Source organism: Pseudomonas sp. GW823-FHT02C02, from assembly GCF_058797635.1.
In genome coordinates, this window is the sequence record NZ_JBXAJV010000005.1 from 358005 (window position 1) to 379256 (window position 21252).

A 21252-nucleotide genomic window follows, 5' to 3' on the forward strand; every position below is an offset into this window, starting at 1 on the left:
GGCCCAAGCTCTCTTGGACGTCGACCCAAGACGGACGCCTATGAACCCGAATTTTCTAGATTTCGAACAGCCGATCGCCGACCTGCAAGCCAAGATCGAAGAGTTGCGCTTGGTCGGTAACGACAATTCGCTGAATATCGGCGATGAGATCTCCCGCCTGCAGGACAAAAGCAGCACGCTGACCGAAGACATCTTCGGCAAGCTGACCAGCTGGCAGATCGCACGTCTCGCGCGTCACCCGAAACGTCCGTATACCCTGGACTACATCGAACACATCTTCACCGAGTTCGACGAACTGCACGGCGACCGTCACTTCTCCGACGACGCTGCGATCGTCGGCGGCATTGCCCGTCTGGACGATCAGCCGGTGATGATCATCGGCCACCAGAAAGGCCGTGAGGTGCGCGAGAAAGTCCGCCGCAACTTCGGTATGCCGCGTCCTGAAGGCTACCGCAAGGCGTGCCGCCTGATGGAAATGGCCGAACGTTTCAAAATGCCGATCCTGACCTTCATCGACACGCCGGGCGCTTACCCTGGCATCGATGCTGAGGAGCGTAACCAGAGCGAGGCGATTGCCTGGAACCTGCGCGTCATGGCCCGCCTGAAAACCCCAATCATCGCCACCGTGATCGGTGAAGGTGGTTCGGGTGGCGCGCTGGCGATCGGCGTCTGCGATCAACTGAACATGCTTCAGTACTCGACCTACGCGGTGATCTCGCCGGAAGGTTGCGCCTCGATTCTGTGGAAAACCGCCGAGAAAGCGCCGGACGCGGCTGAAGCCATGGGCATCACCGCCGAGCGCCTGAAAGGCCTGGGCATCGTCGACAAAGTGATCGGCGAGCCATTGGGCGGCGCTCACCGCGATCCGGCAGCGGCGGCGGCTTCGATCCGTGCCGAGCTGAGCTCGCAACTGGCGATGCTGAAGAAGTTCGATAACGAGGCGCTGCTGGCCCGTCGTTACGAGCGTCTGATGAGCTACGGTCTCTGATCTGACCGCGCTTCACCCATGTGGGAGCGAGCCTGCTCGCGAAAGCGGTATAACAGCCAACAGATAAGTTGAATGTTAAGCCGCCATCGCGAGCAGGCTCGCTCCCACATTTGATTTGTGCGAAGTGATCGATATGAGTCTGCCAACCCGTGATCTCTCCACCAGGCTTCTGCTGAATCTCGCGCCGTGGCGCAACGCCACAACCTGGCGCGTCGCCTTCTCCGGCGGACTCGACTCCACCGTCCTGCTGCACCTCCTTGCCCACCTCGCAAAAACCCAATCCCTGCCGGCGCTCAGCGCCATTTATGTTCACCACGGCCTTCAGGCTGCGGCTGATGCGTGGCCGCAACATTGTCAGTCGGTCTGTGACGCGCTGGGTGTGCCGCTGCAGGTGGTTCACGTTCAGGTTCAGCCCGGCGCCAGCCTTGAGCGTGCCGCCCGGGATGCGCGCTATGGCGCCTTCGTTGAAGCCACTCAAGCCAATGAGCTGCTACTCACCGCGCAGCACCGGGACGACCAAGCGGAAACCCTGTTGTTTCGGCTGTTGCGCGGGGCAGGGGTGAGGGGCTTGTCCGGCATGCCGCGCGAGCGCGTCCTGGGTCGCGGGCATCTTTTGCGTCCGTTGCTCGATGTCACACGCGCCGAGCTTGAGGCTTATGCGGCCGAGCATCGGTTGAGCTGGATCGAGGACCCTTCGAACCAGGACCGTCAGTTCTCACGCAACTACCTGCGGCATCAAGTGTTCCCGGTATTGACCGAGCGCTGGCCGCAAGCGACGGCAACCATGGCTCGCACTGCCGCGCATCTGAGCGAAGCGCAGGGGTTGCTCGATGAGCTGGCCCACATCGATCTGGCCAGCGCCAATACCGCCAATGAATTCGATTGGCTGGGTTTGCCATCCCTGGAGTTGGCGCCGCTGGTCTGGCTTTCTGCCGCGCGCCAGCGCAACGCATTGAGTCACTGGCTTGCAGCATTGACGCGGCTGCCGGATAGCGACCATTGGTCGGGTTGGGATGATTTGCGCGATGCCACGGGTGATGCCCGTCCGGTCTGGCGATTGGCGGAGGGCGAATTGCATCGGGCGGGTGGGCGTATCTGGTGGCTGGCGGGTCGTTGGCTGCGCGTTCCCCCCCCAGTCGGCCTTTGGGCTGATCCTTCGACAACGCTGGTTTTACCGGAAAACGGCGAGCTTACGATCACCGGCCAAATCCCCGCCGGCCCGCTGCAAATCCGCTATCGTGAAGGAGGCGAGGTCATGAATCTGCCTGAGCGCGGCCACCGGGATCTCAAGCGTTTGCTCAACGAACGCGGGGTTCCGGGCTTCGTCCGTGGCAGATTGCCGCTGCTTTACCGGGACGCGCAATTGCTGGCGGTGGCCAACCTGCGGGGCCTCGATGGCAACGAGCAGGAGGGCTGGCATTTGCAGTGGGACCCACTGAGCGAAGATCAAGGTTTGAGCTGAAAGGGGCTTTCCGGTAGACTACGCTCCCTTCTTGATACAACTTCTGTGGATTCGCCTGAATTACAGAAGTTGCCGATTACCAAGCAGTCTTTGCTGGGCGATTCCAAAAAATGTGTAGCGAGCAACGTACCGGTGTTTCATCTGCCGGTCTGTCCCAACGCGGCGGTTTTTTTGAAAGGTGCACTGTGATTAATGCAGGTGATCGGGGGCTTCGGCCTTCCTTCGCTTTCCCCGGCGGCTCGGACCGCTTTAACGCAGACTTCTAGGGTTTTTCATGACGCGCTACATATTCGTCACGGGCGGTGTTGTTTCTTCATTGGGGAAAGGCATTGCCTCGGCTTCATTGGCGGCCATCCTGGAGGCGCGGGGACTTAAGGTCACCATGCTGAAGCTGGACCCGTACATCAACGTTGACCCGGGCACCATGAGCCCGTTCCAGCACGGTGAAGTGTTCGTCACCCACGACGGCGCCGAGACCGATCTGGACCTGGGCCACTACGAGCGGTTCATCCGCACGACCATGACCCAGAACAACAACTTCACCACCGGCCGTGTCTACGAACACGTCCTGCGCAAAGAGCGCCGTGGTGATTACCTGGGTGCAACCATCCAGGTGATCCCGCACATCACCGACGAAATCAAGCGCCGCATCATCAAGGGTGCCGGCGATGCCGACGTGGCGATGGTCGAGATCGGTGGCACCGTGGGTGACATCGAGTCGCAACCGTTCCTCGAAGCGATCCGTCAATTGCGTTTCGAAGTCGGCGCCAAGCGCGCGATGCTGATGCACCTGACGCTGGTGCCGTACATCGCCACTGCCGGCGAAACCAAAACCAAACCAACCCAGCACTCGGTCAAGGAACTGCGTTCCATCGGCCTGCAGCCAGACGTGCTGGTGTGCCGTTCCGATCACCCGATCGACATCTCGTCGCGTCGCAAGATCGCGCAGTTCACCAACGTTGAAGAACGTGCGGTGATCGCGCTGGAAGATGCCGACACCATCTACAAGATCCCGGGCATCCTGCACTCCCAGGGCCTGGACGATTTCGTCGTCGAGCGTTTCGGCCTGCAATGCGGCAGCGCGGACCTGTCCGAGTGGGAAGCGGTGGTTGACGCCAAGCTGAACCCGGAACACGAAGTCACCATCGCGATGGTCGGCAAGTACATGGAACTGCTGGACGCCTACAAGTCGCTGATCGAAGCGATGAGTCACGCCGGCATCAGCAACCGCACCAAGGTCAACCTGCGCTACATCGATTCCGAAGACATCGAAAACCAGGGCACCGCGCTGCTGGAAGGTGTCGACGCGATCCTCGTACCGGGCGGCTTCGGTCTGCGTGGCGTGGAAGGCAAGATCACCGCCGTTCAATACGCTCGCGAAAACAAGGTTCCGTACCTCGGCATCTGCCTGGGCATGCAAGTGGCCGTGATCGAGTTCGCTCGTAACGTGCTGGGCTGGAAAGACGCCAACTCCACCGAGTTCGATCGCGCCAGCGGTCATCCGGTCGTGGGTCTGATCACCGAGTGGGAAGATGCCACCGGCGCCGTCGAAACCCGTACCGAATCGTCCGACCTGGGCGGCACCATGCGCCTCGGCGCTCAGGATTGCCTGCTGGAACCGGGTTCCCTGGTGCACGATTGCTACGCCAAGGACGTGATCGTCGAGCGTCACCGTCATCGCTACGAAGTGAACAACAACCTGCTGCCGCAAATCATGGAAGCCGGCCTGAAAATCTCCGGTCGTTCCGGTGATGGCGCGCTGGTCGAAGTGGTTGAAGCCCCGGATCATCCATGGTTCGTCGCTTGCCAGTTCCACCCTGAGTTCACCTCGACACCACGCGACGGTCACCCGTTGTTCAGCGGTTTCGTTAAAGCAGCTTTGGTTCAACACCAGAAGAAGGCGTAAATCCGATGGCGCAGAAGATCATCCGTGTAGGCGATATCGAGATTGCCAACGACAAGCCAATGGTGCTTTTCGGTGGCATGAACGTGCTGGAAAGCCGCGACATGGCGATGCAGGTCTGCGAAGAATACGTAAAGGTCACCGAGAAACTCGGTATCCCTTACGTGTTCAAGGCCAGCTTCGACAAGGCCAACCGTTCCTCCGTGGCCTCTTACCGTGGCCCCGGCCTGGAAGAGGGCATGCGGATTTTCCAGGACATCAAGCAAGCCTTCGGCGTGCCGATCATCACCGACGTCCACGAACCTGACCAGGCCGCGGTCGTCGCTGAAGTCTGCGACATCATCCAGCTGCCGGCCTTCCTGTCGCGCCAGACTGACCTGGTGGTCGCGATGGCCAAGACCGGCGCGGTGATCAACATCAAGAAAGCCCAGTTCCTCGCCCCGCATGAGATGAAACACATCCTGAGCAAATGCGTGGAAGCGGGTAACGATCAGTTGATCCTCTGCGAGCGCGGTTCGAGCTTTGGCTACAACAACCTGGTCGTCGACATGCTTGGCTTCGGCATCATGAAGCAGTTCGAATACCCGGTGTTCTTCGACGTGACCCACGCGCTGCAAATGCCCGGTGGTCGCTCCGATTCCGCCGGCGGTCGTCGCGCCCAGGTCACTGACCTGGCCAAGGCAGGCATGAGCCAGTCGCTGGCCGGTCTGTTCCTCGAAGCCCACCCGGACCCGGACAACGCCAAGTGCGACGGCCCTTGCGCCTTGCGCCTGGACAAACTGGAGCCATTCCTGGCCCAGCTCAAAGCCCTGGACGAACTGGTGAAGAGTTTTCCGACGGTAGAGACCGCGTAAACCTCATTTCTCCGGTAAAGTACCGCACGATTTGTTGCTCAGGCCCTCGGGCCTGAGCCTTATCGTCCGCAAGTCTGCCCGCTGCACACCACTTGCCGACGGTAAAAGATTTCCTCTAGCTGCGTCGTTTTCGTCAACTTTGGAGTGTTTACAACAATGGCAAAAATCGTCGACATCAAAGGTCGTGAAGTTCTCGACTCCCGTGGCAATCCCACCGTGGAAGCGGACGTGCTTCTCGATAACGGCATCATCGGTAGCGCGTGCGCGCCGTCCGGTGCTTCCACTGGCTCGCGTGAAGCGCTCGAGCTGCGTGATGGCGACAAGAGCCGTTACCTGGGCAAAGGCGTACTCAAAGCCGTTGCCAACATCAACGGTCCGATCCGCGATCTGTTGCTGGGTACAGACCCAAGCGACCAGAAAGCACTGGATCACGCGATGATCAAGCTTGATGGCACCGAAAACAAAGGCTCCCTGGGCGCCAACGCGATCCTCGCCGTTTCCCTGGCCGCCGCCAAGGCCGCCGCACAGGACCAGGACCTGCCGCTGTACGCGCACATCGCCAACCTGAACGGCACCCCGGGTGTCTACTCGATGCCGGTTCCGATGATGAACATCATCAACGGTGGCGAGCACGCCGATAACAACGTCGACATCCAGGAATTCATGGTTCAGCCGGTTGGCGCCAAGTCTTTCTCGGAAGGTCTGCGCATGGGCACCGAGATTTTCCATCACCTCAAAGCTGTTCTGAAGGCCCGTGGCCTGAGCACCGCAGTGGGTGACGAAGGTGGTTTCGCACCGAACCTGGCTTCCAACGAAGACGCGTTGAAAGTGATCTCCGAAGCCGTGGCCAACGCCGGTTACAAGCTGGGTACCGACGTGACCCTGGCACTGGACTGCGCGGCCAGCGAATTCTACGAAGACGGTAAATACAACCTGTCCGGCGAAGGCCAGGTGTTCACCGCCGAAGGTTTCGCTGACTACCTGAAAGGCCTGACCGAGCGTTATCCGATCATCTCGATCGAAGACGGCCTGGACGAGTCCGACTGGGCTGGCTGGAAAATCCTCACCGACAAGATCGGCGAGAAGACCCAACTGGTGGGCGACGACCTGTTCGTGACCAACACCAAGATCCTGAAAGAAGGCATCGATAAAAAGATCGCCAACTCGATCCTGATCAAGTTCAACCAGATCGGCACCCTGACCGAAACCCTGGAAGCCATCCAGATGGCCAAGGCCGCTGGTTACACTGCCGTGATCTCGCACCGCTCCGGCGAAACCGAAGATTCGACCATTGCCGACCTGGCGGTGGGCACTGCGGCTGGCCAGATCAAGACCGGTTCCCTGTGCCGTTCGGACCGCGTGTCCAAGTACAACCAACTGCTGCGTATCGAAGAGCAGTTGAATGGCAAAGCCAAGTACAACGGTCGCAGCGAATTCCGCGGTTAATCGTTAACTGGTAAAAAGACACCGGATTGTGTCGGAAAAATCGCTACAGCGATGGATTTGCCACTAATCTGATGCCTTATAAGCACAAGCCTGGGTCTTCCAGGCTTCGTGCTATCAGAAGCTTCAAAGTTTTGGCATGGCTGTCTTTTTTCACTGGATACCTGATATTCGATGCGCAGTCCCAATTGGTTGTTCCTCGTCTTGCTCTTGTTGCTGGCTGGCCTGCAATACCGCCTGTGGGTGGGAAATGGCAGTCTGGCGCAAGTGGCTGAGCTGACTCAGCAGATCGCAGATCAACACGCTGAGAACGAAGGGTTGCTGGAACGCAATCGGGTCATGGACGCCGAAGTCAGCGAGTTGAAAAAAGGCATGGAGACCGTGGAAGAGCGGGCTCGTCATGAGTTGGGCATGGTCAAGGACGGTGAAACCCTTTACCAGTTGGCTCAATGAATAACTCGTTACCGGCCTTCTGGGCCGTGATTCCTGCCGCGGGCGTCGGTGCCCGTATGGCCGCAGACCGTCCCAAGCAATACTTGCAATTGGGCGGGCGCACTATTCTAGAACACAGCCTTGGCTGTTTCCTTGATCATCCTGCCCTGAAGGGGTTGGTGGTCAGTCTTGCTGTTGATGATCCCTACTGGCCGAACCTGGCGTGTGCTGCCGATCCGCGTATTCAGCGGGTCGAGGGCGGCGACGAGCGTTCCGGGTCAGTGCTCAATGCCTTGCTGCATCTGCACGCTCAAGGTGCTGACGATGAAGACTGGGTGCTGGTTCACGATGCTGCACGGCCGAATCTTTCGCGTGATGATCTTGATAAGTTGCTGGGTGAGTTGGCGGACGATCCAGTGGGCGGGCTGCTGGCAGTTCCTGCCCGCGATACGCTCAAACGGGTCGACAAGCACGGTCGTGTGGTTGAAACCGTGGATCGCAGCGTGATCTGGCAGGCGTACACGCCGCAGATGTTTCGCCTCGGCGCGTTGCATCGGGCATTGGCGGACAGTCTGGTGGCGGATGCCTTGGTGACTGATGAAGCGTCGGCCATGGAGTGGGCTGGATTGGCGCCGCGTCTGATTGAAGGGCGGTCCGATAATCTCAAGGTTACTCGCCCTGAAGATCTTGAATGGCTTCGCCAGCGTTGGGCTAATCGCCGCTGAGTCGCTCATTGGCTGTTCAACCGCCATCGCGAGCAGGCTCACTCCTGCATTGGAATGAATTTCCCTGTAGCACTGAGCCTGCTCGCGATGGCGTTCTATCAATCAGCAAAACTGTCACTGAAAGCGGCAATCCGAGCTAAGTTCGATACTCCGGCCGCTCAGCCAACCCTTGCTTCAAATAATCCACCAACTTGCGCACCTTCGGCGACAGATGCCGCTGCTGTGGATACAGCGCCCAAACCGCCGTGTTCGGTGGCTGGTGCGCCTCCAGCAATGAAATCAATTCGCCGTTTTTCAGGTGCTCCAGCACGTAATAGTCTGGCAGCTGACACAACCCGACACCCTGTAGTGCCGCATCCAGAACCGCTTGCCCACTGTTGCAGCGCCAGTTTCCCTGCACCCGTTGTGAAAATTCCCGCCCGTTCTGCTCCAGTTGCCACATGTCCGAACTGCCGATCAGGCAATTGTGGCGGCTGAGTTCCGACAAACTGTGTGGGCGACCATACCGTTCCACGTAGGACGGCGACGCGCACAAATACATCCGCCGTGGTGCCAGGCGCGTGGCGACCAGTCGCGAATCCTGGAGACGCCCGAGGCGGATTGCCAGGTCCAGCCCTTCGTGCACCAGGTCGAGAGGACGGTTGCTCAATTCAATGTCGACGCGCAGTTGTGGATAAAGGCCCATGAAACGGGTTACCAATGGCACGATGAAGCGTTCGCCATACGCCACGGCGCAGGTCATGCGCAGCATGCCTTTAGGCTCGCTGGTCAGGTCGCCGACCGCGCGCAAGGCTTCTTCGCGACCGTCCTGCAAGCGCTGGCAATGTTGCAAAAAGGTTTGCCCGGCTTCGGTCAGCGTCACCCGGCGAGTGCTGCGGTAAAGCAGTCGCGTCTGAAGGCGCTCTTCGAGGCGTGCGATTTGTCGACTGATGTGAGAGGAAGAAACCCCAAGGCGTTCCGCCGCCGCCGTGAATTGGCTGCACTCGGCCACGGCGACGAACTCGTCGATTCCTTCCCAGCGGTTTTCAGACATCCAGGATTATCCCTGTGTGGCAATAATGTTTTGCTTTTGCCCGGATTATTCCTCGTAGCGCGCTGTATTACACTCCCTGTCTCGTTTTTATTCACTGGAGAATCCACATGATCAAGTCGCGCGCTGCCGTTGCCTTCGAGGCCAAGAAACCCCTCGAGATCGTCGAAGTCGATGTCGCCATGCCCAAGGCCGGTGAAGTTCTGTTGCGAGTGGTGGCCTCCGGTGTCTGCCATACCGATGCCTACACCCTGTCGGGCGCTGACCCGGAAGGCATCTTCCCGTCGATCCTCGGTCACGAAGGTGGCGCGGTGGTTGAGGCAATCGGTGAGGGCGTGACCTCCGTCGCGGTTGGCGACCATGTGATCCCGCTGTACACCCCGGAATGCCGTCAGTGCAAATTCTGTCTGTCGGGCAAAACCAACTTGTGTCAGGCGATTCGCGCGACTCAAGGCAAGGGCCTGATGCCGGATGGCACTTCGCGCTTTTCCTACAAGGGCCAGCCAATTTTCCACTACATGGGGACCTCGACATTCTCCGAGTACACCGTGCTGCCGGAAATCTCCGTCGCCAAAATTCCAAAAGAAGCACCACTGGAAAAAGTCTGCCTGCTGGGCTGCGGTGTCACCACCGGTATCGGTGCAGTCCTCAATACCGCCAAGGTAAAACCAGGTGATACCGTCGCCATTTTCGGTCTGGGCGGCATCGGTTTGTCAGCCATCATCGGTGCGGTCAAGGCCAAGGCTGGTCGCATCATCGCCATCGACATCAACCCGGCGAAGTTCGAGATCGCCAAGCAGCTCGGTGCAACCGACTGCGTGAACCCGAAAGATTTCGACCGTCCGATCCAGGAAGTCATCGTCGACATGACTGACGGCGGCGTCGACTTTTCCTTCGAGTGCATCGGCAATGTGCAATTGATGCGTGCGGCCCTTGAGTGCTGCCACAAGGGTTGGGGTGAGTCGGTGATTATCGGTGTGGCCGGTGCCGGCCAGGAAATCTCAACCCGTCCATTCCAGCTGGTGACCGGTCGTGTCTGGCGCGGTTCGGCATTCGGCGGCGTGCGCGGTCGTACCGAATTGCCAAGCTACGTCGAGATGGCCGAAACCGGCGAAATCCCGCTGGATACGTTTATCACCCACACCATGGGCCTGGAAGACATCAACAAGGCTTTCGACCTGATGCACGAAGGCAAAAGCATCCGTAGCGTCATCCATTTCTGAGGTCGGTCATGAGCCTGGAAAATATCACCTGCCAGAAAAGCTTCGGTGGCTGGCACAAACGCTACAAGCACCGCTCCGATGTCCTCGGCTGCGACATGGTGTTCGCCGTGTACCTGCCGCCGCAGGCGGAGCAGGGCGGCAAGTTGCCGGTGCTGTATTGGTTGTCCGGCCTGACCTGTACCGACGAAAACTTCATGCACAAGGCCGGCGCGATGCGCATGGCCGCCGAGCTTGGGTTGATCATCGTTGCGCCGGACACCAGCCCTCGCGGACCCGATGTTCCAGGTGATCCGGACGGCGCCTGGGACTTCGGTCTCGGTGCCGGGTTTTATCTGAATGCCACGCAGGAACCCTGGTCCCGGCACTATCGGATGCATGACTATGTCGTGCAGGAATTGCCGGCATTGGTCGAAGCCCATTTCCCGGCGTCGGACAAGCGCGGCATCAGCGGTCACTCCATGGGTGGCCACGGGGCGCTGGTCTGCGCCTTGCGCAATCCGGGGCGTTACCAATCGGTGTCGGCGTTCTCGCCGATCAACAATCCGATGGATTGCCCGTGGGGGCAGAAAGCGTTTTCCCGCTACCTGGGCGAAGACCGCTCGAAGTGGCGCGAATGGGATGCCTGCGCACTGATCGCCGAGGCCGACGAAAAGTTGCCGTTGCTGGTCGATCAAGGCGATCGTGATGATTTCCTGGCGACTCAACTCAAGCCTGAAGCCTTGCAACAGACGGCCAAACTGGCCGGTCATCCGCTGACGTTGCGCCTGCAACCGGGCTACGACCACAGCTATTTCTTCATCGCCAGCTTCATTGACGACCACTTGCAGCATCACGCACGCGCTCTAGGCGCCTAATGCAGGTAGAATCACGCCCTGACAAAAATCGGGGCGTTTTTTTATGCGTATTGGCCACGGCTATGATGTGCACCGTTTCGCTGAAGGCGATTTCATTACTCTGGGCGGTGTGCGCATTGCACACGGTTTCGGGCTGCTCGCTCACTCCGACGGTGACGTCCTGCTGCACGCCTTGAGCGATGCCTTGCTCGGCGCCGCTGCGCTGGGTGATATCGGCAAGCACTTCCCGGACACCGACCCGACGTTCAAGGGCGCCGACAGCCGCGTGCTGTTGCGTCACGTCGTCGCACTGATCCACGCCAAAGGCTGGAAAGTCGGCAACGTCGATAACACCATCGTCGCCCAGGCGCCGAAAATGGCCCCGCATATCGAATCGATGCGCGCGCTGATTGCCGCGGATCTTCAAGTTGAGTTGGATCAAGTGAACGTGAAAGCTACCACCACCGAAAAGCTTGGCTTTGTCGGTCGCGAAGAAGGCATTGCCGTGCATTCCGTTGCCTTGTTGCTGCGCGCATGAACGAAGCGCAATTGCTCGGCCCGCGAGCCTATGGCGACGCCCTCGGTACGGCGGTTCTGAAAGCCACCGCAGAAGATTTTCAGGTCGATGAAGTACTCGATATCCCCCTCAGTGGCGATGGCGAACACTTGTGGATCTGGGTGGAAAAGCGCGGTCTCAATACCGAAGAAGCGGCACGGCGCATTGCCAAGGCGGCGGGTGTGCCATTGCGCACCGTCAGCTATGCAGGCCTCAAGGATCGTCAGGCGCTGACTCGCCAGTGGTTCAGCGTGCAGCTGCCGGGCAAGGCCGACCCTGATTTGTCGGCGGCCGAAAACGACACGCTGAAAATCCTCAAGACCGGTCGGCACAAGCGCAAGCTGCAACGCGGTGCCCATTCGGCGAATGGCTTCACCTTGCGCCTGACGCAATTCGCTGGCGACAAAGCCGCGATTGAAGAGCGGCTGCAGCTGATCGCCAAGCAAGGTATTCCCAATTATTTCGGTGCCCAGCGTTTCGGCTTTGATGGCGGTAACGTGGTCGATGCCCGTGCCTGGGCCGCGCGCAAGGCGTTGCCGGAGCAGCGCAATGTCCGTTCGCGTCTGCTCTCCACTGCCCGCAGCTTCCTGTTCAACCAGGTATTGGCGGCGCGTGTGGCCGATGGCACCTGGCAGCAAGCGCAGGTTGGCGATCTGCTGGCCTTCACCGACAGCCGCAGTTTTTTTCCGGCAGGTGAAGCCGAGTGCAGCGACCCGCGCCTGGCAATTCTCGACCTGCACCCGACCGGTCCCCAGTGGGGCGAAGGTGACTCGCCGGCGACCGGCGCTGTCCATGTACTGGAGCAGGCAATCGCCGCTCGCGAAGCGGATCTGCGCGATTGGTTGATTAACGCCGGAATGAACCACGAACGTCGCATCCTGCGGCTGCCCATTGGTGGGTTGACGTGGCATTATCCGGAGCCTGACATTCTGCAACTGGAATTCGTCCTCCCGGCCGGATGCTTTGCCACCGTATTGGTGCGCGAGCTTGTTGATCTGGTGCCGGTGGGGCAGACGGACAGCCCATGCGTATTCTGATTTCTAACGACGATGGGGTAGCCGCACCCGGTCTCGCCGCGCTTTATGCTGCGCTGGCGGATTACACCGAGTGCGTGGTTATCGCCCCGGACCAGGACAAAAGCGGCGCCAGCAGTTCGCTGACGCTTGACCGTCCGTTGCACCCGCAAACCCTGGCCAACGGCTTTATCAGCCTGAACGGCACACCCACCGATTGCGTGCACCTGGGCCTTAACGGCTTGCTGGAGCGCGAACCGGACATGGTGGTTTCCGGCATCAACCTGGGCGCCAACCTGGGCGACGACGTGCTGTATTCCGGCACCGTTGCGGCGGCACTCGAGGGGCGTTTCCTTGAGCGTCCTTCGTTCGCCTTTTCGTTGGTCTCACGGCAAGTGGAGAACCTTCCCACGGCCGCTTACTTTGCGCGCAAACTGGTCGAGGCCCACGCTGACCTCGACTTGCCACCGCGTACGGTACTGAGCGTGAATATTCCCAATTTGCCGCTGGACCACATTCGCGGTATTCAGCTGACCCGTCTCGGGCACCGCGCACGTGCTGCGGCACCGATGAAAGTGGTCGACCCGCGCGGCAAGTCCGGTTACTGGATCGCCGCCGCCGGGGACGCCGAGGATGGTGGCCCGGGCACCGACTTTCATGCGGTGATGCAGGGCTTTGTCTCGATTACTCCGCTGCAACTGGATCGCACCTTCAATGATGCCTTCAGAAGTCTCGATGGCTGGTTGGAGGGGTTGCGCTAATGGCTCGTGAACAAGACGATATTCTGCGTCGCGGCATCGGGATGACCTCGCAACGAACCCGCGAGCGCCTGATTCAGCGTCTGTATGAGGAAGGGGTTTCCAACGCCAAGGTGCTGGAAGTCATCCGTCGTACACCGCGTCACCTGTTCGTCGACGAAGCGCTGGCTCATCGCGCCTACGAAGACACGGCCCTGCCGATCGGACACAACCAGACCATCTCCCAGCCTTATATGGTGGCGCGCATGAGCGAGCTGCTGCTGGAGGCCGGTCCCTTGGACAAGGTGATGGAAATCGGTACCGGCTCGGGTTACCAGACGGCGGTGCTGTCGCAGCTGGTTGAACGGGTGTTCTCCGTGGAGCGCATCAAGGTGTTGCAGGACCGGGCCAAGGAACGCCTGGTGGAGCTGAACCTGCGCAATGTGGTGTTTCGCTGGGGCGATGGCTGGGAAGGCTGGCCGGCACTGGCGCCATACAACGGCATTATCGTGACCGCAGTGGCGACCGATGTGCCCCAGGCGTTGCTGGATCAATTGGCGCCTGGCGGGCGGCTGGTGATTCCTGTCGGCTCCGGTGAGGTGCAGCAACTGATGCTGATCATCCGCGAAGAACAAGGCTTTTCACGTCGTGTTCTGGGGTCGGTTCGCTTCGTGCCACTGCTCAACGGGCCGCTGGCCTGAGCATTTGTTCAAGTACGCTGAATTCTCTTCGATTGCCCGGGTCTTACAGCGGCATAGATGGGTTAAACAGGATTCATCGGCAGGCAGCAAACGTGTGCGCGAAGCGATTTCGCTTCATTAAAGGTAAAGCCTGTTCGGCCCGTTATACTTGCGACATTTCGTGCCGAAACACGGCAATCCACTATTTCAGCCACCAAAAAGGGAGCGGCGGGTGAGTCTCACAGTCATTGCGCAGCGTATGGGTACAAAGAGCTTTCAGCGCCTGGTGACTGGCCTCGTCTTGAGCACCTTGCTGGTCGGTTGCTCCAGTTCCAAAACGAGTGACGTGCGTGTCGTCGATCGCAACAAGTCCGTCGCCCAGCGTCCGGCGGTGACCACGGGTCAATACGTCGTTCGACCAAAAGATACGTTGTTCTCGATCGCTTTTCGCTACGGCTGGGACTACAAAGCCCTCGCCGCACGGAACAATATTCCTACGCCGTATACGATCCATCCGGGTCAGACAATTCGCTTTGACGGTCGCACCGGATCAACGTCGGCGCCGGTAGCCAGTGCTACCGATTCAACGCCTTCGTCGTCGCTGAAAACCACGGTAATCCGGCGCCAGCCAAATGGCGCAACCACCAGCACAGCGGTGGTTGCACCGTCCGTCGCCAGCAAGCCGACCCCCGCTCCGATGCCTCCTGCCGGCCCGGCCCCGACCGGCTGGGGATGGCCATCTAATGGCATTCTGATTGGAAAGTTCTCCTCAAACGGTAGTTTGAATAAAGGAATTGATATCGCCGGGGATTTGGGACAGCCTGTTTTAGCTGCGTCTGATGGGACGGTGGTATACGCCGGGAGTGGCTTAAGGGGCTACGGCGAATTAGTCATCATCAAACACAGCGACACCTACGTCAGTGCCTACGGACATAACCGCAGGCTGTTGGTTCGGGAGGGGCAGCAGGTCAAGGTCGGACAGACAATTGCCGAAATGGGGTCAACGGGTACAGACCGGGTGAAACTGCATTTTGAGATTCGCCGACAAGGTAAACCTGTAGATCCACTGCAGTTCCTGCCACGTCGTTGATTTGTTACCAGCCTGTTCCGTCACGTAGAGGGGACAGGCTCCAGCGTTGCCAAGGATAAAGGCGCCGCTTGAGCTTGGGGTCGAACTCACCAAAGGACTATAACAATGGCTCTCAGTAAAGAAGTGCCGGAGTTTGACATCGACGATGAGGTTCTCCTTATGGAGACCGGCATCGCTACGGATTCGATGTCGAATGATGAAGGGGCTGCTCCACCTTCCGTTCGTGCCAAATCCAAACACTCCGCTTCGCTAAAGCAACACAAGTACATCGACTACACGCGGGCACTTGATGCCACGCAACTGTACCTCAATGAAATCGGCTTTTCCCCGCTGCTCTCCCCGGAAGAAGAAGTTCATTTTGCGCGTCTGTCGCAAAGTGGTGATCCGGCCGGGCGCAAACGCATGATTGAAAGCAACCTGCGGCTGGTGGTGAAAATCGCCCGGCGTTACGTCAATCGTGGGTTGTCGCTGCTGGACCTGATCGAAGAGGGCAACCTCGGACTGATCCGGGCAGTGGAGAAATTCGATCCTGAGCGCGGCTTCCGCTTTTCAACCTACGCAACCTGGTGGATTCGTCAGACCATCGAGCGCGCAATCATGAATCAGACCCGGACCATCCGGTTGCCGATCCATGTGGTCAAAGAGCTCAACGTGTACCTGCGGGCTGCACGAGAGCTGACCCAAAAACTCGATCACGAACCCTCACCCGAAGAAATCGCCAACCTGCTGGAAAAACCAGTGGCAGAGGTCAAGCGCATGCTTGGCTTGAACGAGCGGGTTTCTTCGGTCGACGTCTCGCTGGGTCCGGATTCGGATAAAACCCTGCTGGACACCCTTACAGATGACCGACCAACCGATCCATGTGAGCTGTTGCAGGATGACGACCTGTCCCAGAGCATCGATCAATGGCTTTCGGAACTGACCGACAAGCAACGCGAAGTGGTGGTACGCCGCTTCGGCCTGCGCGGTCACGAGAGCAGCACACTTGAAGACGTGGGCCTGGAGATCGGCCTGACCCGGGAACGGGTCAGACAGATTCAGGTGGAAGGCCTGAAACGTCTTCGGGAGATTCTCGAGAAGAACGGCCTGTCGAGCGAGTCGCTGTTTCAGTAAGCAACGCGCTTGAGTAGCATTAAAAAACCCCGACTGGTTCGGGGTTTTTTAATGCCTGGGAGATGGCTGGCAAGCGCCTCAGGATTGTAGTTTCGCGCTGTAAGTCTTTGCTTACTCTTTCGTAAGTGTTCGTTATTTTTACAGTGTGGCAGTCGCTCATCTGTTACGTCTGTTCGAGTTATCTAGTTGATTTATATAGTTATTAATAAAGATTAAAAGCATATGACAGAGAGTTTTGCGGATTGGGAGCGATTGCGCTTGGTGGGGAACTCTCTAGTATCTGAACTGTGTCAACGGACAGACACACCCTTCAAGGATGAGGGGAATGGACATCGCAGGGAAGCGATTCATCAGGACGATGAAAAGGAACACAGGGAATAGGGAAAAAATGTGGGCGGGTCAAACCGCCCCTTTTTTTTTCCTGCAGAAAAGCAAAAAGGCCCGCTAGGGGCCTTTTCGAGAACGCGGGGGAAATCAGCGTTCGAGGTCTTTGATCTTGCCTTTGACGCCATCCCACTCTTCAGCGTCGGGCAGCGATTCTTTCTTCTCGGTAATGTTGGGCCAGATTTCGGCCAACTCAACGTTCAGCTGAATGAACTGCTGCATGTCTTCCGGGACTTCATCTTCAGAGAAGATGGCCACGGCAGGGCATTCTGGTTCGCACAATGCGCAGTCGATGCACTCATCCGGGTGAATCACCAGGAAGTTCGGGCCTTCGTAAAAGCAGTCCACCGGACAGACTTCTACGCAGTCGGTGTACTTGCACTTGATGCAGTTGTCGGTGACGACGAAGGTCATTTCTAATTTTCTCCTCAGGCGGCGGCAGCGGAGCCCCTTCTTGTTGGGGTCGCCAGGTTTGGGAGCGATAGTCTGCAGGCCAGGCTATTAGCCTGCAGCATCCCAAACCGCGCGAGATTCTAACAGCTTGCAGGCAAGTGCGTTAGATCCGTGTCTTTAGTGTATAGAGCATTTCTAACGCGCGACGCGGTGTCATGTCATCCAGATCCAGTTTGGCCAGTTCATCCAGCACCGGATGCGGCAGGCTGGCGAACATATCGCTCTGCTGCGGCGCGGCCGGTTTGCCTCTGGTTGGTTTCGGAACTTCATGGGGCAGGGCAGTCGCTTCCAGTCGGCCCAGGTGCTCGCGAGCACGCACGATCACTTCACTCGGCACACCGGCCAACTGCGCAACTGCCAGGCCGTAGCTCTGGCTGGCAGGCCCGGGCAGCACGTGGTGCAGGAACACGATGCGCTCGTTGTGCTCGGTGGCATTAAGGTGAACGTTGGCCACCAGCGGCTGGGCCTCCGGTAACACCGTCAGCTCAAAGTAGTGGGTGGCAAACAGCGTGTAAGCCCGCAGATGCGCCAGACGTTCGGCGGCAGCCCAGGCCAGGGACAGGCCATCGAAGGTGCTGGTGCCGCGACCGACTTCGTCCATCAGTACCAGGCTACGTTCGGTGGCGTTGTGCAGAATGTTCGCGGTTTCGCTCATTTCGACCATGAAAGTCGATCGCCCGCCCGCCAGGTCATCGCTGGAACCGATCCGGGTGAAGATCCGGTCCACCAGAGACAATTCGCAACTGGCTGCCGGCACGAAACTGCCAATGTGCGCCAGCAGCACGATCAACGCGGTCTGGCGCATGTAGGTGGATTTACCGCCCATGTTCGGACCGGTGATCACCAGCATGCGCGTGTTGTCGTCGAGGCTCAGGTCGTTGGCCACGAACGGCGTGGTCAGCACTTGCTCGACCACCGGGTGGCGACCCTGGGAGATGCGCATGCACGGCTCGTCAACGAAGCGCGGGCAGTTCAGGTCGAGGTTCAGCGCACGCTCGGCAAGGTTGCTCAGCACGTCCAGCTCGGCCAGTGCCGCGGCGGTGTCTTGCAACGGCGGCAATTGGGCGATCAGGTCTTCGAGCAGCGCTTCGTACAGCATCTTCTCGCGAGCCAGGGCGCGGCTCTTGGCTGACAACGCCTTGTCCTCGAACGCTTTCAGTTCCGGCGTGATGAATCGCTCTGCACCTTTGAGCGTCTGGCGGCGGATGTAGTCGGCCGGTGCCGATTCAGCCTGCTTGCTCGGCAACTCGATGAAGTAACCGTGAATGCGGTTGTAGCCGACCTTCAAGTGCGACAGGCCGGTGCGAGCCTTCTCCCGTGCTTCCAGGTCGATCAGGAACTGCCCGGCGTTTTCGCTGAGCGATTGCAAGTCGTCCAACTCGGCGTCGTAACCGGTCTTCAACACACCGCCGTCACGGATCACCGCCGGCGGGTTGTCGATGATGGCTTTTTCCAGCAGCGCCGCAAGTTCCGGGTAGGTGCTGGTGGTCTTCGCCAGTTGAATGATGTGCGGCGCTTCCAGTTCAGTCATCGCCACTTGCAATTCTGGCAATGCACCGAGCGCATCGCGCAGGCGAGCCAAGTCGCGAGGACGGGCATTGCGCAGGCCGATCCGCGCCAGAATCCGCTCGATGTCACCGATTTCCTTGAGCTGCGGTTGCAGTTTTTCGAAACGGTAACCGTCGAGCAGGCAGGTGATCGAGGTCTGTCGCGCCAGCAATACGGTCAGATCCCGCAGCGGACGGTTCAGCCAGCGGGTCAGCAGGCGGCTGCCCATGGCGGTCTGGCAGCGGTCTACCACCGACTGCAACGTGTTGTCGCGGCCTCCGGCCAGGTTGGTGTCCAGTTCCAGGTTGCGACGGCTTGCGCCGTCCAGCACCACGGTGTCATCCAGGCGTTCATGGCGCAGGCTGCGCAAATGGGGCAGGGCGGTGCGCTGGGTTTCCTTGGCGTAGCTGAGCAGGCAACCGGCGGCGCCGATGGCCAGGGTCAGGTTCTCGCAACCGAAGCCTTTCAGGTCCTGGGTGGAGAATTGCTGGCAAAGGCTTTTCAGTGCCGAGTCGCGTTCGAAATCCCACGGCGCACGGCGACGAACCCCGCGACGTTTTTCCGCCGGCAGGTCCTTTGGCCAGTCATCGGGAATCATCAGCTCCACCGGATTGACCCGCTCCAGCTCCGCCAGCAGGTTTTCCCAGCCCTTTATTTCCAGCACGGTGAAGTTGCCGCTGGTGATGTCCAGCACCGCCAGACCGAACAGACGTTCGTCACCCAACACCGCCGCGATCAGGTTGTCCCGACGCTCATCCAGCAGCGCTTCATCACTGACCGTGCCCGGCGTGATGATCCGCACCACCTGACGATCCACCGGCCCCTTGCTGGTGGCCGGATCGCCGACCTGTTCACAGATCACCACCGATTCGCCGAGCTTCACCAGTTTCGCCAGGTAGCCTTCGGCGGCGTGGTAAGGAATCCCACACATCGGAATCGCCTGACCGGCCGACTGCCCACGGGCTGTCAGGGTGATGTCCAGCAACTTGGCGGCCTTCTTCGCGTCTTCATAGAAGATCTCGTAGAAGTCGCCCATGCGGTAGAACATCAGCTGGTCGGGGTGCTGGTTCTTCAGGCGCCAGTATTGCTGCATCATCGGGGTGTGGCTGGAGAGGTCCATATTCAAAGGGCTTTGCTCTATCTGTCTATTTGACAATGGTCAAACGTCTAATACTACAGGGATTTTTTCGGCATTGTTGGCGGCTCGGCGATGTCGGTTTCACGCAGTCTCAGGTAGCGTGCCGTCATCTTCGCATCGGTGTGGCCGCCGAGCTTCTGTGCGTTGTTGCCCTGCTTGTCGGTGTCGGTCAGCGACTTCGCTCTGAGGTCATGCAGCGTTGCACCGACGACCCCGGCAGCCTTGCAGTTGCGGTTGAATGCATCCTTCACCGAGCTGTAATGAACCGGCTTTCCGCCGCGGGGCGAACAGAATAACGTGAGTCCGCGAATGGTCCGAGGCAATGCCTTGATCCGTGCGACCAGGGCTTCGAGGTCTGAACTCATCCGGACGATAAGCCTGGCCCCGGTCTTCTGCTGCTTGAACGCAATACCTTCCTCACTGATATCTGAAAGGTGGATGGCCAGCACATCGCTGATCCGCTGTCCGGTCAGATAACACATCTCGTAAATGACCCGCATGTTCGGGCTCGCCTTCTCGCAGATCTTTGCGAACTCAGTATCGGAAATATACCGATCGCGTCGATTCTCCGTATGTCGCCGGATCCCTGTGCAGGGATTTGAGTCAACCAACTGACTCTCCAGCGCGTACATGAACACCATCCTCAGAAAAGAAATCACCCGGTTTGACATGTTAGGCGTGCTGGCCATGTGCATTTTCAGCGCAGCCACGTGGCGCGGCAGCACGTCGCGGGGCTCGAAGTCGGCGAACGCCTCCTTGAGCCTGACTGCTGCGGCCTCGTATTGCTTGACGGTGTTGGTCGCGAGCTTCGGAGCCATGTTCGCCAGGGCATCGTCGATCAGCTTGGACATGCCGCCCTGGTTGCCTTTGTCGATTGCCTTGGCGTACGCGACCAGCGATGCCTGGAAGTCCGTGCCCAGGCGCATCCATTTGCCTTTGCGCACCAGGTAGTAAGCCCCGTGCTTCTGGTACATGCACGCCGGCAAGTGCCGGTCTTTCTTGCGAGGGCGCATTCTCTACCTTCCTTATGCGAGCCGGAGTTCCGGGCCTTTCTTCGATTGAATACCACCAAGCCGGCCAATGACAACCTGGCGCAGCACCTTGGGCTTGCCGTATCCATCAACGGCGAATCCGTATTTTTCCGCCTGCAACCATTTGATCTGGGCGCCAGGCTTCGTGTAGCCGGTGAGTTCGGCCACTTCTTCAGCGGTCAGAAACATTTGATGCTCCATGCCGCGCGTGGCGGCAGAAGATGGTTATTCGGGTTTAGTGGGGAACCACTCGGTGTCGTATTCGAATTGAGTCACGCGCCGCGGCTCAATGTGTGGGATCGACTGCTTGAACTCGTGAACAGATCCGGGGCTGCCGCCGAAGTCCTTCGCCTCTCTCAAAAACACGTCTTTGTAGATCCTGAGCAGGTGGTCGGCCGCTTCTGCGAAAGCGTCCTCACGATAAAAGCCAGCGACACTGATTCCGTCATCGACCAACCAGACTGTCCGGCGCGGGCCTTGCTCGGCCTTATCGATCTTCTCGGCCATCTGCTGGCGAGCGTAACGAAGCTGGTCCAGGGAAAGCTGGCTGACCCATTCGTCGGTGCCGATTCGCAGGGTGTGCCCGTACTCGCACTTGATTTCAGGCATAACGATT

At 59.1% G+C, this 21252-nt stretch carries 21 protein-coding genes; 15 read left to right on the forward strand and 6 right to left on the reverse strand.

What is annotated here, in order from left to right; translation table 11 throughout:
- Positions 1 to 40 precede the first annotated feature (40 nt).
- The 7 genes from AC1ROI_RS11625 (at position 41) to ispD (ending at position 7807) form a co-directional block, all read left to right on the forward strand.
- Positions 41 to 988: an acetyl-CoA carboxylase carboxyltransferase subunit alpha gene (locus AC1ROI_RS11625; protein WP_010462799.1), complete on the forward strand. Its 948-nt coding sequence runs from the start codon at positions 41 to 43 to the stop codon at positions 986 to 988.
- 133 nt (positions 989 to 1121) lie between these two features.
- On the forward strand, positions 1122 to 2450 hold the full coding sequence (gene tilS, locus AC1ROI_RS11630; protein WP_102599426.1) for a tRNA lysidine(34) synthetase TilS: 1329 nt from the start codon (positions 1122 to 1124) through the stop codon (positions 2448 to 2450).
- A 274-nt stretch (positions 2451 to 2724) separates the two neighbouring features.
- A complete protein-coding gene (gene pyrG, locus AC1ROI_RS11635) occupies positions 2725 to 4356 on the forward strand; it encodes a CTP synthase (protein ID WP_010462795.1) in 1632 nt (543 codons plus the stop codon).
- A gap of 5 nt (positions 4357 to 4361) precedes the next feature.
- Positions 4362 to 5207 (forward strand): 3-deoxy-8-phosphooctulonate synthase, encoded by an 846-nt coding sequence (gene kdsA, locus AC1ROI_RS11640; protein WP_010462794.1) that lies wholly within the window; start codon positions 4362 to 4364, stop codon positions 5205 to 5207.
- Between the two features lie 156 nt (positions 5208 to 5363).
- Positions 5364 to 6653, forward strand: coding sequence for a phosphopyruvate hydratase (eno, locus tag AC1ROI_RS11645; protein WP_010462792.1), 1290 nt, complete (start codon positions 5364 to 5366; stop codon positions 6651 to 6653).
- A gap of 171 nt (positions 6654 to 6824) precedes the next feature.
- On the forward strand, positions 6825 to 7103 hold the full coding sequence (gene ftsB / locus AC1ROI_RS11650) for a cell division protein FtsB (RefSeq protein ID WP_008028992.1): 279 nt from the start codon (positions 6825 to 6827) through the stop codon (positions 7101 to 7103).
- Positions 7100 to 7807: a 2-C-methyl-D-erythritol 4-phosphate cytidylyltransferase gene (gene ispD / locus AC1ROI_RS11655; RefSeq protein WP_010462788.1), complete on the forward strand. Its 708-nt coding sequence runs from the start codon at positions 7100 to 7102 to the stop codon at positions 7805 to 7807. The genes ftsB and ispD overlap by 4 nt, the downstream gene beginning before the upstream one ends.
- Positions 7808 to 7943: 136 nt before the next feature.
- Here the strand turns inward: ispD and AC1ROI_RS11660 are convergent, their stop codons facing one another.
- Positions 7944 to 8840 carry a LysR substrate-binding domain-containing protein gene (locus AC1ROI_RS11660; RefSeq protein WP_010462786.1) on the reverse strand — a complete coding sequence of 299 codons (897 nt, stop codon included), beginning with the start codon at positions 8838 to 8840 and terminating at the stop codon, positions 7944 to 7946.
- A gap of 107 nt (positions 8841 to 8947) precedes the next feature.
- Here AC1ROI_RS11660 and AC1ROI_RS11665 point away from each other — a divergent pair, with 107 nt between their 5' ends.
- The 8 genes from AC1ROI_RS11665 (at position 8948) to rpoS (ending at position 16082) form a co-directional block, all read left to right on the forward strand.
- A complete protein-coding gene (locus AC1ROI_RS11665) occupies positions 8948 to 10060 on the forward strand; it encodes an S-(hydroxymethyl)glutathione dehydrogenase/class III alcohol dehydrogenase (RefSeq protein WP_010462785.1) in 1113 nt (370 codons plus the stop codon).
- An 8-nt stretch (positions 10061 to 10068) separates the two neighbouring features.
- Positions 10069 to 10914, forward strand: a complete 846-nt coding sequence (gene fghA / locus AC1ROI_RS11670; RefSeq protein WP_102595157.1) for an S-formylglutathione hydrolase — start codon at positions 10069 to 10071, stop codon at positions 10912 to 10914.
- A gap of 43 nt (positions 10915 to 10957) precedes the next feature.
- The gene (gene ispF / locus AC1ROI_RS11675; RefSeq protein WP_010462780.1) at positions 10958 to 11431 is read left to right on the forward strand and encodes a 2-C-methyl-D-erythritol 2,4-cyclodiphosphate synthase; all 474 of its coding nucleotides are present in this window, start codon (positions 10958 to 10960) and stop codon (positions 11429 to 11431) included.
- On the forward strand, positions 11428 to 12486 hold the full coding sequence (gene truD / locus AC1ROI_RS11680; protein WP_077748334.1) for a tRNA pseudouridine(13) synthase TruD: 1059 nt from the start codon (positions 11428 to 11430) through the stop codon (positions 12484 to 12486). Before ispF ends, truD begins: the two co-directional genes overlap by 4 nt.
- The gene (surE, locus tag AC1ROI_RS11685) at positions 12474 to 13223 is read left to right on the forward strand and encodes a 5'/3'-nucleotidase SurE (RefSeq protein ID WP_077748335.1); all 750 of its coding nucleotides are present in this window, start codon (positions 12474 to 12476) and stop codon (positions 13221 to 13223) included. The genes truD and surE overlap by 13 nt, the downstream gene beginning before the upstream one ends.
- A 41-nt stretch (positions 13224 to 13264) precedes the next feature.
- Positions 13265 to 13900 carry a protein-L-isoaspartate(D-aspartate) O-methyltransferase gene (locus AC1ROI_RS11690; RefSeq protein WP_010462773.1) on the forward strand — a complete coding sequence of 212 codons (636 nt, stop codon included), beginning with the start codon at positions 13265 to 13267 and terminating at the stop codon, positions 13898 to 13900.
- 211 nt (positions 13901 to 14111) lie between these two features.
- Positions 14112 to 14969: a peptidoglycan DD-metalloendopeptidase family protein gene (locus tag AC1ROI_RS11695; protein ID WP_083374911.1), complete on the forward strand. Its 858-nt coding sequence runs from the start codon at positions 14112 to 14114 to the stop codon at positions 14967 to 14969.
- 105 nt (positions 14970 to 15074) lie between these two features.
- On the forward strand, positions 15075 to 16082 hold the full coding sequence (gene rpoS / locus AC1ROI_RS11700) for an RNA polymerase sigma factor RpoS (RefSeq protein ID WP_010462770.1): 1008 nt from the start codon (positions 15075 to 15077) through the stop codon (positions 16080 to 16082).
- 474 nt (positions 16083 to 16556) lie between these two features.
- Here rpoS and fdxA read toward each other — a convergent pair whose 3' ends face one another.
- From fdxA to AC1ROI_RS11725, 5 genes are all read right to left on the reverse strand, one after another.
- A complete protein-coding gene (gene fdxA / locus AC1ROI_RS11705; RefSeq protein WP_008154011.1) occupies positions 16557 to 16880 on the reverse strand; it encodes a ferredoxin FdxA in 324 nt (107 codons plus the stop codon).
- 142 nt (positions 16881 to 17022) lie between these two features.
- Positions 17023 to 19587, reverse strand: coding sequence for a DNA mismatch repair protein MutS (gene mutS / locus AC1ROI_RS11710; RefSeq protein ID WP_172962136.1), 2565 nt, complete (start codon positions 19585 to 19587; stop codon positions 17023 to 17025).
- Positions 19588 to 19640: 53 nt separating this feature from the next.
- Positions 19641 to 20618: a tyrosine-type recombinase/integrase gene (locus AC1ROI_RS11715; RefSeq protein ID WP_102595158.1), complete on the reverse strand. Its 978-nt coding sequence runs from the start codon at positions 20616 to 20618 to the stop codon at positions 19641 to 19643.
- Between the two features lie 12 nt (positions 20619 to 20630).
- Positions 20631 to 20825: a DUF4224 domain-containing protein gene (locus AC1ROI_RS11720; protein WP_102595159.1), complete on the reverse strand. Its 195-nt coding sequence runs from the start codon at positions 20823 to 20825 to the stop codon at positions 20631 to 20633.
- Positions 20826 to 20861: 36 nt separating this feature from the next.
- Positions 20862 to 21245, reverse strand: a complete 384-nt coding sequence (locus AC1ROI_RS11725; RefSeq protein WP_256580167.1) for a hypothetical protein — start codon at positions 21243 to 21245, stop codon at positions 20862 to 20864.
- Positions 21246 to 21252: the final 7 nt, after the last annotated feature.

What these genes read in the sequence shown, in the direction of transcription:
- AC1ROI_RS11625 (WP_010462799.1), top strand. Translation starts at nt 41, where the DNA reads ATGAACCCGAATTTTCTAGATTTCGAACAGCCGATCGCCGACCTGCAA.
- tilS (WP_102599426.1), top strand. Translation starts at nt 1,122, where the DNA reads ATGAGTCTGCCAACCCGTGATCTCTCCACCAGGCTTCTGCTGAATCTC.
- pyrG (WP_010462795.1), top strand. Translation starts at nt 2,725, where the DNA reads ATGACGCGCTACATATTCGTCACGGGCGGTGTTGTTTCTTCATTGGGG.
- kdsA (WP_010462794.1), top strand. Translation starts at nt 4,362, where the DNA reads ATGGCGCAGAAGATCATCCGTGTAGGCGATATCGAGATTGCCAACGAC.
- eno (WP_010462792.1), top strand. Translation starts at nt 5,364, where the DNA reads ATGGCAAAAATCGTCGACATCAAAGGTCGTGAAGTTCTCGACTCCCGT.
- ftsB (WP_008028992.1), top strand. Translation starts at nt 6,825, where the DNA reads ATGCGCAGTCCCAATTGGTTGTTCCTCGTCTTGCTCTTGTTGCTGGCT.
- ispD (WP_010462788.1), top strand. Translation starts at nt 7,100, where the DNA reads ATGAATAACTCGTTACCGGCCTTCTGGGCCGTGATTCCTGCCGCGGGC.
- AC1ROI_RS11660 (WP_010462786.1), bottom strand. Translation starts at nt 8,840, where the DNA reads ATGTCTGAAAACCGCTGGGAAGGAATCGACGAGTTCGTCGCCGTGGCC.
- AC1ROI_RS11665 (WP_010462785.1), top strand. Translation starts at nt 8,948, where the DNA reads ATGATCAAGTCGCGCGCTGCCGTTGCCTTCGAGGCCAAGAAACCCCTC.
- fghA (WP_102595157.1), top strand. Translation starts at nt 10,069, where the DNA reads ATGAGCCTGGAAAATATCACCTGCCAGAAAAGCTTCGGTGGCTGGCAC.
- ispF (WP_010462780.1), top strand. Translation starts at nt 10,958, where the DNA reads ATGCGTATTGGCCACGGCTATGATGTGCACCGTTTCGCTGAAGGCGAT.
- truD (WP_077748334.1), top strand. Translation starts at nt 11,428, where the DNA reads ATGAACGAAGCGCAATTGCTCGGCCCGCGAGCCTATGGCGACGCCCTC.
- surE (WP_077748335.1), top strand. Translation starts at nt 12,474, where the DNA reads ATGCGTATTCTGATTTCTAACGACGATGGGGTAGCCGCACCCGGTCTC.
- AC1ROI_RS11690 (WP_010462773.1), top strand. Translation starts at nt 13,265, where the DNA reads ATGACCTCGCAACGAACCCGCGAGCGCCTGATTCAGCGTCTGTATGAG.
- rpoS (WP_010462770.1), top strand. Translation starts at nt 15,075, where the DNA reads ATGGCTCTCAGTAAAGAAGTGCCGGAGTTTGACATCGACGATGAGGTT.
- fdxA (WP_008154011.1), bottom strand. Translation starts at nt 16,880, where the DNA reads ATGACCTTCGTCGTCACCGACAACTGCATCAAGTGCAAGTACACCGAC.
- mutS (WP_172962136.1), bottom strand. Translation starts at nt 19,587, where the DNA reads ATGGACCTCTCCAGCCACACCCCGATGATGCAGCAATACTGGCGCCTG.
- AC1ROI_RS11715 (WP_102595158.1), bottom strand. Translation starts at nt 20,618, where the DNA reads ATGCGCCCTCGCAAGAAAGACCGGCACTTGCCGGCGTGCATGTACCAG.
- AC1ROI_RS11720 (WP_102595159.1), bottom strand. Translation starts at nt 20,825, where the DNA reads ATGTTTCTGACCGCTGAAGAAGTGGCCGAACTCACCGGCTACACGAAG.
- AC1ROI_RS11725 (WP_256580167.1), bottom strand. Translation starts at nt 21,245, where the DNA reads ATGCCTGAAATCAAGTGCGAGTACGGGCACACCCTGCGAATCGGCACC.